Raw genomic sequence first — 10,047 nt, 5'->3', positions numbered from 1 at the left:
GGCGCCTTTATCTGAAGATGGTGGGTCGTGCAGGATGATTCGGCCTCAGGCCTCACCCTTCGGGTCGTTGCTTTGCAACGCTGTTTCGCTTGCGCTCAACTCGAACCTGCAGCAGGTTCAAACCCTTTACGATTCACAAACCGCCTTTCTGTTCGAAAATTGGTGGGTCGTGCAGGATTCGAACCTGCGACCAATTGATTAAAAGTCAACTGCTCTACCAACTGAGCTAACGACCCGCTGTGCGGTTACTGCTTGTTTCAAAGAGGCATTCATCAAAGAAAGATGGTGGGTCGTGCAGGATGATTACTCGTCTCATCCTGAGACTCGCCCTCCGGGCCGTCGCAAGCGACGTTCAAAATCGTTCCCGACGATTTTGTCTGCCTGCTGCAGGTTCAAACCCTTCACGATTCACAAACCGTCTTTCTGTTCGAAAATTGGTGGGTCGTGCAGGATTCGAACCTGCGACCAATTGATTAAAAGTCAACTGCTCTACCAACTGAGCTAACGACCCGCTGTGCGGTTACTGCCTGCTTCAAAACTTGCGACATCGAAAATTGGTGGGTCGTGCAGGATGATTCGGCCTCAGACCTCACCCTTCGGGTCGTTGCTTTGCAACGCTGTTTCGCTTGCGCTCAACTCGAACCTGCAGCAGGTTCAAACCCTTCACGATTCACAAACCGTCTTTCTGTTCGAAAATTGGTGGGTCGTGCAGGATTCGAACCTGCGACCAATTGATTAAAAGTCAACTGCTCTACCAACTGAGCTAACGACCCATTTTCGTGTCACTGCCGGTTAGTTACTTATCCCCCGGCAACGGCGGCATATATTACTGATTTAAGATTTTGACGCAACAACAATTTCAACGCGGATCGCTCAACTGCTTAGTAATCGCGCGGCAAGACCAGAAAAGCAACGATATCTGGTCAGGCCGCAAGCATTACATCGCATTCAGACGCTTTTGCGCCTGCTTCGCGCCGTCGGTGTTTGGGAATTGTTTGATCACTTGTTGATAGACGGCTTTCGCTTTCGCGGCGTCGCCTTTGTCCTGCATGATCAATCCAACCTTATACATCGCGTCCGGGGCTTTAGGCGACTTGGGATAATTTTTCACCACGGAGGCAAAATAAAACGCCGCATCGTCTTTTTTCCCTTTGTTGTAATTCAACTGCCCGAGCCAGTAGTTCGCATTTGGCTGGTAAGTCGAGTCCGGATATTTCTTCACGAAGCTCTGAAAAGCGGCCATCGCCTCATCCTGACGCGATTTATCCTGTACCAGAGCGATTGCCGCATTGTAATCGCTGTTCGCGTCGCCGCTCTGTACAGGTGCGCCAGCAGCCGGTGCGTTTGCAGACGCGCCGGCATCTGGTGCTGCCGTAGCTGCGCCCTGATCGTTACCGGTCGCCTGTCCCGTTGCGGCGCCGCCGTTGCTGAGGCCGTCTATCTGCAACAGAATTTGTTTCTGACGCTCCACAACCTGGTTGAGCTGATACTGGCTTTCCTGAATCTGACCGCGCAGGGAATCAATATCGCTTTGGTTATCGGAGAGCTGTTGCTGGAGTTGGGTTAAAAGCTGACTGTGAGCATTAGAAATACGCTCGAGTTGGGTGACACGGTCTTCGACCGAGCCTGAGCCGACACTACTGATTGGCGCCTGAGCAAAAGCGGCCCAGGGGGCCGCTATGCCAACCAGTAACGACAGACTCAACACGTGATGTCTGAAGTTACTGCTCATGTCATTCTCTTAGTAAACCAGTACGGCACGACGGTTTTTAGCGTAAGCCGCTTCGTCATGACCCAGTACTGCTGGTTTTTCTTTACCGTAAGAAACGATGGAGATCTGGTCTGCAGAAACGCCTTTACCTTGCAGATACATCTTAACGGCGTTAGCACGACGCTCACCCAGGGAGATGTTGTATTCCGGGGTGCCACGTTCGTCCGCATGACCTTCTACGGTCACTTTGTAAGACGGGTTGCTACGCAGGAAGTTTGCGTGCGCATCCAGCATTGCAGCAAATTCAGAAGAAACATCATACTTGTCCAGACCGAAGTAGACGATGTTGTTCTGTTGCAGCTGTTGCATCTGCAGACGAGCCTGCTCTTCGGAAGACATGTTGCCTTGACCGTTAGCGTCCATACCAGTGCCAGCACCCAGCATGCCTTCGCTGCCGTCATTGCTGGCGTTCTTGTTGGAAGAACACGCCGCGATGGCCATAACAGGCAGAGCAATCATCAGCCCTTTCAGCACTTTGTTCAGTTGCATTTCTTTGATCCTTTAATATTTTATTATCACAGATACGGCGACCAGGCAGGTGATTTAACCTGACCATCGGTTGCCGGAAGACGCGCTTTGAAACGCCCATCTGTTGAGACCAGATTCAGCACGGATCCCATCCCCTGAGAAGAGCTGTAGATTACCATGGTGCCGTTAGGTGCCAGACTTGGCGTTTCATCCAGGAACGTTGACGATAAAGTTTGTACGCCACCCGCTACCAGATCCTGTTTGGCAATGTGTTGCTGTCCGCCTGCGGAGCTCACCATTACCATAAACTTGCCGTCAGAGCTTACGTCAGCGTTCTGGTTCTGGGTACCTTCCCAGGACAAACGCTGCGGAGCACCGCCGTTGATATTCACTTTATAAATCTGTGGACGACCGGCCTGGTCAGACGTATAGGCCAGATTCTGGCTGTCCGGGAACCAGGTTGGTTCAGTGTTGTTGCTACGGCCATCGGTAATCTGGCGGATTTGCCCGGAGCCGATATCCATCACGTAAAGATTCAGACTGCCGGATTTAGACAGCGCGAAGGCCAGCTTGCTGCCGTCCGGAGAGAACGAAGGCGCACCGTTGTGACGTGGGAAAGAAGCCACCTGACGCACAGCGCCGTTAGCCAGAGTCTGAATAACCAGAGCAGAACGGCCGCTTTCGAAGGTTACATAGGCGACTTTGCTGCCGTCCGGAGACCAGGCTGGAGACATCAGCGGTTGCGGAGAACGGTGAACCACAAACTGGTTGTAGCCATCATAATCAGAAACGCGAAGCTCATACGGGAACTGGCCGCCGTTGGTCTGCACAACATATGCGATACGAGTGCGGAAAGCGCCTTTAATCCCGGTCAGCTTTTCAAATACTTCGTCGCTTGCGGTATGGCCGGCATAGCGTAGCCACTGTTTATTTACCTTGTAGGAGTTCTGAGCCAGAACCGTACCTGGCGCACCTGAGGTGTCGACCAGTTGGTAAGCAACGGTATAGCTGCCATCGCCGTTTGGCGTAACCTGCCCTACAACAACAGCGTCAATACCCAAGGCGGTCCAGGCTGCTGGCTGCACTTCCTGGGCGGAGCCCGGCTGTTGCGGCAAACGGGATCTGTCCAGCGGATTGAACTTACCGCTGTTACGCAAGTCAGCGGCAACAATGCCGCCGACATCTTCAGGTGCCGCGCCTGGGCCTGCCCATTTGAACGGCGCCACACCAATAGGACGTGCCGAGTCCACACCTTGTGTGATCTCAATACGAACTTCTGCGTGCAGCACCGCTGCCCACAGCATCAAGAAACTTAATGCTACTCGAAATGCCTGCTTCATCATATCTCCCTTATCCGGACCCAAAGCCCACGATAATTTAGCAGAATTTTAACGACCCCAAATACACAAAACTACCAATTCACTGTGACTTAATCCTGGTAAGTTTTTCCTAACTTTGTCAGGAAAATTTTACTGGGGCTTAAAGTCGATAGGCGCGTTTTTGAAAACTTCATAAACATCCTGGCTTGGCGGCTTTGGAATCTTCGCCAGACGCGCTGCCGCAATGGCAGCCTGGCAAAGAGCCGGGTCGCCACCCTCTGATTTAATATCAAGCAGTAAACCATCAGGAGCCAGTTTTATGCGCAACGAGCAGGTCTTGCCACTGAAGGCAGGGTCCTGATAAAACTTGCTCTCAATTGCTGCTTTTATCTGTCCCGCGTAACCACTGATTTCAGCGCCAGTTGCGCCATTGTTTTTATTATTCCCTTTCCCGGCCGCGGCTGCGCTATCTCCTTTCGCTCCGCCGCCGGTTTTCGGTGCATTCTTACCTGAGCTCAGATCGCCAAAGAGGTCGTCAACGCCCTCGGCTGCGGCTTTATCGGCCGCTGCTTTCTCAGCTGCAGCTTTTTTCTTTGCATCAGCAGCCGCTTTTTTGTCTGCAGCAGCTTTTGCAGCGGCAGCCTTATCGGCTGCGGCTTTCTCCGCGGCGGCTTTTTCGGCCGCTGCAGCTTTGGCCGCTTCTTTAGCTTCTTGTTTAGCCGCCTCGGCAGCCGCTTTCTTCTCAGCGTCTTGCTGAGCCTTCTTCGCTGCGGCTGCTGCATCAGCAGCCGCCTTTTTCTGTGCGTCGGCTGCTTTTTTTGCCGCTTCTTCAGCAGCTTTTTTCTGTGCGTCGGCAGCGGCTTTCTTCGCCGCCTCTTCCGCAGCCTTCGCCTGAGCATCAGCCTGGGCTTTAGCGTCTGCTTTGGCTTTCGCCGCAGCCGCTTCGGCCTGTTTCTGTTGTTCCTGCGCTTCTTTAGCTGCTTCTTGCGCCTTTTTCTGCTCCTCGGCCTGCTGCTTTGCCTGCTCCTGCGCTTCCAGACGTTCTTTCTCCAGTGCTTTCAGACGCTGCTGTTCAGCGGCCTGTTTTTCCTGAAGCTCTTCAGCCTGTTGTTGCGCCTGCTTTTCGCGAAGCTCCGCTGCTCGCTTACTGCTCGCCTGCTGATTCTGCTGGCGATTGTACTGTTGCACCACGGCACCCGGATCGACCATGACCGCGTCAATGGACGATCCACCGCCGCCGCCCGCACTGGCGTCTATGTGCTCGTCAAACGAACTCCATATCAGGATTGCAATCAAGATGATATGCAGGATCACTGAGACGATTATCGCGCGCTTGAGCTTATCGTTTTCTGTGGTTGCCTTTGACACTATCAGTTCCCAAATATAGCGAGATGGATCAGATTGGCTGCGTCATCAGACCGACGGATTTGACCCCTGCACTGTGCAGCAGGTTAAGTGCCTTAATGATTTCCTCATACGGGACATCTTTCGCACCACCGATCAAAAAGACCGTTTTAGGATTTGCCTGCAGACGACGCTGGGCTTCAGCAACAACCTGCTCAGACGGCAATTGTTCCATCCGGTCTTTTTCAACCACCACGCTGTACTGCCCTACCCCGGACACTTCAATAATGACCGGAGGCTCATCGTTACTGCTTACCGTTTGCGAATCTGTCGCATCCGGCAAGTCCACCTCAACGCTCTGGGTGATGATGGGAGCCGTTGCCATAAAAATCAGCAACAGCACCAGCAACACGTCCAACAGAGGTACGATGTTAATTTCTGACTTTAGTTCACGACGACCACGTGTACGTCTGGCCATGACTTACCCCTTACTGCTTATCGCTGCTGGTAAAAGCCTGACGGTGCAGGATAGCCGTGAACTCTTCCATAAAGTTGTCGTAATTCAATTCCAGTTTGTTCACGCGCTGGTTCAGGCGGTTATACGCCATTACCGCTGGAATTGCGGCAAACAGACCAATCGCGGTCGCAATCAATGCTTCTGCGATGCCTGGCGCCACCATCTGCAACGTCGCTTGTTTCACCGCACCCAGTGCGATAAAGGCATGCATGATCCCCCATACCGTACCAAACAGACCGATGTAAGGGCTGATGGAACCCACGGTACCAAGGAAAGGAATATGAGTTTCGAGCGTTTCGAGCTCACGGCTCATCGAAATACGCATGGCACGTGCGGCGCCATCGACCACCGCTTCCGGGGCATGAGTATTTGCACGATGCAGCCGGGCAAACTCTTTGAATCCTGAGTAGAAAATTTGCTCGGAACCGGCAAGATTGTCACGGCGGCCCTGGCTTTCCTGATAGAGACGGGACAATTCAATGCCCGACCAGAACTTATCTTCAAAGGCTTCCGCTTCGCGGGTGGCGGCATTGAGGATTCGCGTTCGCTGAATGATGATTGCCCATGATGCAATGGAAAAACCAATCAAAATCAACATGATAAATTTGACCAGAAGGCTCGCCTTCAGGAACAAATCAAGGATATTCATGTCAGTCACTGCTTGAACTCCGCGACAATAGACTTGGGAAGCGCACGAGGCTTCATTGAGAGAAGATCAACACAGACGATAAGGACCTCAGCTTCGTTAAGTGTCCGCCCATCGGCATTGACTATTCGCTGCGTAAACACCATAGAAGTGCCTCGCATCGATGTAATTTCACTTTGGATTTCGAGTAAATCGTCGAGTCGGGCAGGCGCAAGATAATCGACTGTCATCCTGCGTACGACAAAGGCGATGCGCTCCGCCAGCAAATCCTGCTGGTTAAAGTGGTGCTGGCGCAGCATCTCAGTGCGTGCTCTTTCATAAAAAGCAACATAACTGGCGTGGTAAACCACACCACCGGCATCGGTATCTTCGTAGTAGACCCGAACCGGCCATCGAAACAGCGTTGTACTCACTTTACATCCCGGTAATGCAATTAAACGTTGCTACTATACGCAAGAGGATGAGGGTTGGGAATGGGTAGTATTAAACGTTAGGTAAAAATTTATGGGCCTGTGAAAACCCATAAATTTTAAGTAAATCAGATTAGGCTGAGCAAAGCCTCAAGCGAAGAAAAACAGCAGCCCGGCCAGCAACACAAGTTGAGCGATTAAAGGACAGAAAATGCCCTGCCAGAGAACTTTCTTCGGGTGAAATCCCACCCCGTGAATCACCCCGGCGCACACGGCCCACATCAGCAGGAAACCGTGCCAGATTTCAAGCCCGCTGGTCTTTGCGGCAAAGCGCGAGGGGTCCCAGAAGATGCAACCAGCCAGGACCAGCGCCATTATTAAGGAAAGAGCCCTCAAGGGGCTCTTATCCATTACCGCATATACCTTTGCGATAATTACTTCCATTAGTGTTCTTCTTTCCCGGCTTTCGCTTCGATGTGCTCAAGCGCAAGCGCCGTGATGATGCCAAATGCACAGGCAAGAAGCGTCCCCAGAATCCATGCAAAGTACCACATAATCAGCTCCTTACTTAGTACAGAGAGTGGGTGTTGCTTTCAATATGTTCTTTGGTGATACGACCGAACATTTTCCAGTAACACCAGCCCGAGTAGGCCAGAATGATTGGGACGAATACCACAGCAGCATAGGTCATCACATTCAACGTCAGTTGGCTGGAAGTCGCATCCCACATTGTCAGGCTCGCATTCAGCACAGTGCTGGATGGCATGATGAACGGGAACATCGCGATACCCGCCGTCAGGATAATGCAGGCCAGCGTCAGGGACGAGAACAGGAACGCCCACGCGCTACGGTTCATACGCGCTGTTAACACGGTCAGCAGCGGCAGAACAACGCCCAACGCAGGAATAGCCCACAGAGACGGCATAGCGTTGAAATTCACCAGCCAGGCGCCGGCTTCACGTACCACTTCTTTTGCCAGCGGATTCGACGGCGCATGATGGTCAATAACGGAAGTTACTGCATAACCGTCAATGCCGTACATCACCCAAACGCCTGCCAGGGCGAAGCATACCATCGTCACCAGAGCCGCAACTTGTGAAGTCACACGGGAGCGCAGATAGACCTCACCTGCCGTACGCATTTGCAGGTAAGTCGCGCCCTGCGTCAGGATCATCGCAACGCTCACTACGCCCGCCAGCAGACCAAACGGGTTCAGCAACTGGAAGAAGTTACCGGTGTAGAACAGACGCATGTACTCGTCCATATGGAAAGGGACGCCCTGCAATAGGTTGCCAAACGCCACGCCGATGACCAGCGGCGGCACAAAGCTACCGACAAAAATGCCCCAGTCCCACATGTTGCGCCAGCGGGTATCTTCGATCTTAGAGCGGTAGTCAAAGCCTACCGGGCGGAAGAACAAGGATGCCAGCACCAGAATCATCGCCACATAAAAGCCGGAAAACGCCGCTGCGTAGACCATTGGCCAGGCAGCAAACAGCGCGCCGCCTGCGGTGATAAGCCACACCTGGTTACCGTCCCAGTGCGGGGCGATAGAGTTGATCATAATACGACGTTCGGTGTCGTTACGGCCCAGGAAGCGGGTCAACATCCCCACCCCCATATCCCAGCCGTCGGTAACGGCAAAACCAATCAGCAAAATGCCAACCAGCAGCCACCAGATAAAACGTAATACTTCATAATCGATCATTTCACGACTCCTGTCTTAGCGTGCCGGCTGTGAAGATACGGAGGACTGCTCGTAGTGATAGCGACCCGTTTTCAGACTACTCGGCCCAAGGCGAGCAAATTTGAACATCAGGTACAGCTCGGCCACCATAAACAGCGTGTAAAGACCGCAAATCAGAATCATAGAGAAGAGCAGATCGCCCACGGTCAGCGAGGAGTTGGCGACTGCGGTTGGCAGCACCTCACCAATCGCCCACGGTTGACGGCCATATTCAGCTACAAACCAGCCGGATTCGATGGCGATCCACGGCAGTGGAATGCCATAAAGCGCCGCACGCAGCAGCCATTTTTTCGATCCGATAGCATTACGAGTCACGGTCCAGAACGACGCCGCAATAATAAACAGCATCAGGAAGCCGCAGCCCACCATGATACGGAACGCAAAGTACAGCGGCGCAACGCGTGGAATAGAATCTTTTGTCGCTTTCTGAATTTGCTCTTCCGTCGCGTCGGTGACGTTCGGGGTATAGCGCTTCAGCAGCAGACCGTAACCAAGATCTTTCTTAACGTTATTGAAGTTGTCACGCACGGTCTGGTCAGTTGTCCCGGCACGTAATTCTTCAAGCAGGCTGTAAGCCTTCATGCCGTTACGGATACGCTCTTCGTGCTGCACCATCAGTTCTTTCAAACCGGTGACGGGTTTATCAACAGAACGCGTCGCGATGATGCCCAGCGCGTACGGAATTTGAATCGCGAAACGGTTTTCTTGCTTATCCTGGTCAGGAATGCCAAACAGCGTAAAGGCTGCCGGCGCCGGTTGAGTTTCCCACTCGGCTTCAATGGCTGCCAGTTTGGTTTTCTGCACGTCCCCCATTTCGTAACCGGACTCATCCCCCAGCACGATAACGGACAGGATTGCCGCCATACCAAAGCTTGCAGCAATGGCAAAAGAGCGCTTCGCAAACGCGAAGTCACGGCCTTTAAGCATGTAATAAGAGCTGATGCCCAGAACGAACATCGCGCCGCAAACGTAGCCAGAAGCAACGGTATGAACGAATTTAACCTGCGCAACAGGGTTAAGGACCAGCTCAGCGAAGCTGACCATTTCCATACGCATGGTTTCGAAGTTGAAATCCGAAGCGATTGGGTTTTGCATCCAGCCGTTCGCAACCAGAATCCACAGCGCGGAAAGGTTGGAGCCAAGCGCTACCAGCCAGGTCACCGCCATATGCTGCACTTTACTGAGGCGATCCCAACCGAAGAAGAACAGACCAACGAAGGTGGATTCGAGGAAGAATGCCATCAGGCCTTCAATGGCCAGCGGCGCACCAAAAATGTCGCCCACATAATGAGAATAGTAAGACCAGTTAGTCCCGAACTGGAACTCCATGGTCAACCCGGTGGCAACCCCCAGAGCAAAGTTGATACCAAACAACTTGCCCCAGAACTTGGTCATATCTTTATAAATTTGTTTACCCGACAGAACGTAAACCGTTTCCATAATGGCCAGCAAGAACGCCATACCCAGCGTCAGCGGCACAAACAGGAAGTGGTACATCGCGGTCAAGGCAAACTGTAAGCGCGACAGTTCGACAATATCAAACATCTTGACTCCTTGCTCTTCGCATGAAGACTCCGACAGTGGAAGGCCCGCAGGCTTCCACAACGCATGCCCTAATACAAAAACATTCGCTTCCAGATATCCCTTCGCCAGCACATTTATTCAAATGTGACGACAAAAGGGAAAAGGTTACAAATACGTTAATAAAAGCCTAAAATAATCCGCAAATATATTACCCTGCAATTTCCTTACAATAAATAGGTATTTGCTTAGCGTTTTTTGCGTTTCTCGACAGTGATCAATTTATAGCGAAAATATCGCTATA

The 10,047-nt window shown here is 52.3% G+C and carries 11 protein-coding genes, 3 tRNA genes and 2 other RNA genes; all 16 read right to left on the bottom strand.

Going from position 1 to position 10,047, the window contains the following annotated elements:
• Window positions 1-18: 18 nt before the first annotated feature.
• The 16 genes from MUA00_RS02945 to cydA all read right to left on the bottom strand — a co-directional run bounded on the left by MUA00_RS02945 (window position 19) and on the right by cydA (window position 9,767).
• Window positions 19-144, bottom strand: a non-coding RNA gene (locus MUA00_RS02945) — RtT sRNA.
• Between the two features lie 16 nt (window positions 145-160).
• Window positions 161-236 (bottom strand) — tRNA-Lys (locus tag MUA00_RS02940).
• Window positions 237-435: 199 nt separating this feature from the next.
• Window positions 436-511, bottom strand: a tRNA-Lys gene (locus tag MUA00_RS02935).
• Between the two features lie 44 nt (window positions 512-555).
• Window positions 556-681: non-coding RNA, RtT sRNA (locus tag MUA00_RS02930), on the bottom strand.
• 16 nt (window positions 682-697) lie between these two features.
• Window positions 698-773, bottom strand: a tRNA-Lys gene (locus tag MUA00_RS02925).
• Window positions 774-937: 164 nt separating this feature from the next.
• Window positions 938-1,732: a cell division protein CpoB gene (gene cpoB / locus MUA00_RS02920; protein ID WP_271121528.1), complete on the bottom strand. Its 795-nt coding sequence runs from the start codon at window positions 1,730-1,732 to the stop codon at window positions 938-940.
• A 9-nt stretch (window positions 1,733-1,741) separates the two neighbouring features.
• Complete coding sequence (gene pal, locus MUA00_RS02915; protein ID WP_121267098.1) at window positions 1,742-2,260, bottom strand: peptidoglycan-associated lipoprotein Pal; 519 nt, start codon at window positions 2,258-2,260, stop codon at window positions 1,742-1,744.
• 26 nt (window positions 2,261-2,286) lie between these two features.
• A complete protein-coding gene (gene tolB, locus MUA00_RS02910) occupies window positions 2,287-3,579 on the bottom strand; it encodes a Tol-Pal system beta propeller repeat protein TolB (protein ID WP_271121529.1) in 1,293 nt (430 codons plus the stop codon).
• 129 nt (window positions 3,580-3,708) lie between these two features.
• Window positions 3,709-4,926, bottom strand: coding sequence for a cell envelope integrity protein TolA (tolA, locus tag MUA00_RS02905; protein ID WP_271121530.1), 1,218 nt, complete (start codon window positions 4,924-4,926; stop codon window positions 3,709-3,711).
• 28 nt (window positions 4,927-4,954) lie between these two features.
• The gene (gene tolR, locus MUA00_RS02900) at window positions 4,955-5,380 is read right to left on the bottom strand and encodes a colicin uptake protein TolR (RefSeq protein ID WP_121267100.1); all 426 of its coding nucleotides are present in this window, start codon (window positions 5,378-5,380) and stop codon (window positions 4,955-4,957) included.
• A gap of 10 nt (window positions 5,381-5,390) precedes the next feature.
• Complete coding sequence (gene tolQ / locus MUA00_RS02895; RefSeq protein WP_271121531.1) at window positions 5,391-6,077, bottom strand: Tol-Pal system protein TolQ; 687 nt, start codon at window positions 6,075-6,077, stop codon at window positions 5,391-5,393.
• Window positions 6,074-6,478 carry a tol-pal system-associated acyl-CoA thioesterase gene (gene ybgC, locus MUA00_RS02890; protein ID WP_167609083.1) on the bottom strand — a complete coding sequence of 135 codons (405 nt, stop codon included), beginning with the start codon at window positions 6,476-6,478 and terminating at the stop codon, window positions 6,074-6,076. Before ybgC ends, tolQ begins: the two co-directional genes overlap by 4 nt.
• 147 nt (window positions 6,479-6,625) lie before the next feature.
• Entirely contained in the window at window positions 6,626-6,919 is a 294-nt protein-coding gene (gene ybgE, locus MUA00_RS02885) for a cyd operon protein YbgE (protein ID WP_271121532.1), read from the bottom strand.
• Window positions 6,919-7,029: a cytochrome bd-I oxidase subunit CydX gene (cydX, locus tag MUA00_RS02880; RefSeq protein WP_271121533.1), complete on the bottom strand. Its 111-nt coding sequence runs from the start codon at window positions 7,027-7,029 to the stop codon at window positions 6,919-6,921. The genes ybgE and cydX overlap by 1 nt, the downstream gene beginning before the upstream one ends.
• 14 nt (window positions 7,030-7,043) lie before the next feature.
• Window positions 7,044-8,183: a cytochrome d ubiquinol oxidase subunit II gene (gene cydB, locus MUA00_RS02875; protein ID WP_271121534.1), complete on the bottom strand. Its 1,140-nt coding sequence runs from the start codon at window positions 8,181-8,183 to the stop codon at window positions 7,044-7,046.
• Window positions 8,184-8,198: 15 nt separating this feature from the next.
• The gene (cydA, locus tag MUA00_RS02870; RefSeq protein WP_271121535.1) at window positions 8,199-9,767 is read right to left on the bottom strand and encodes a cytochrome ubiquinol oxidase subunit I; all 1,569 of its coding nucleotides are present in this window, start codon (window positions 9,765-9,767) and stop codon (window positions 8,199-8,201) included.
• Window positions 9,768-10,047: the final 280 nt, after the last annotated feature.

Source organism: Dryocola boscaweniae (assembly GCF_025215095.1).
GTDB lineage: Bacteria > Pseudomonadota > Gammaproteobacteria > Enterobacterales > Enterobacteriaceae > Dryocola > Dryocola boscaweniae.
Note: the sequence above shows the minus strand (reverse complement) of the source record. Positions and strands in the feature narration are given on the sequence as shown.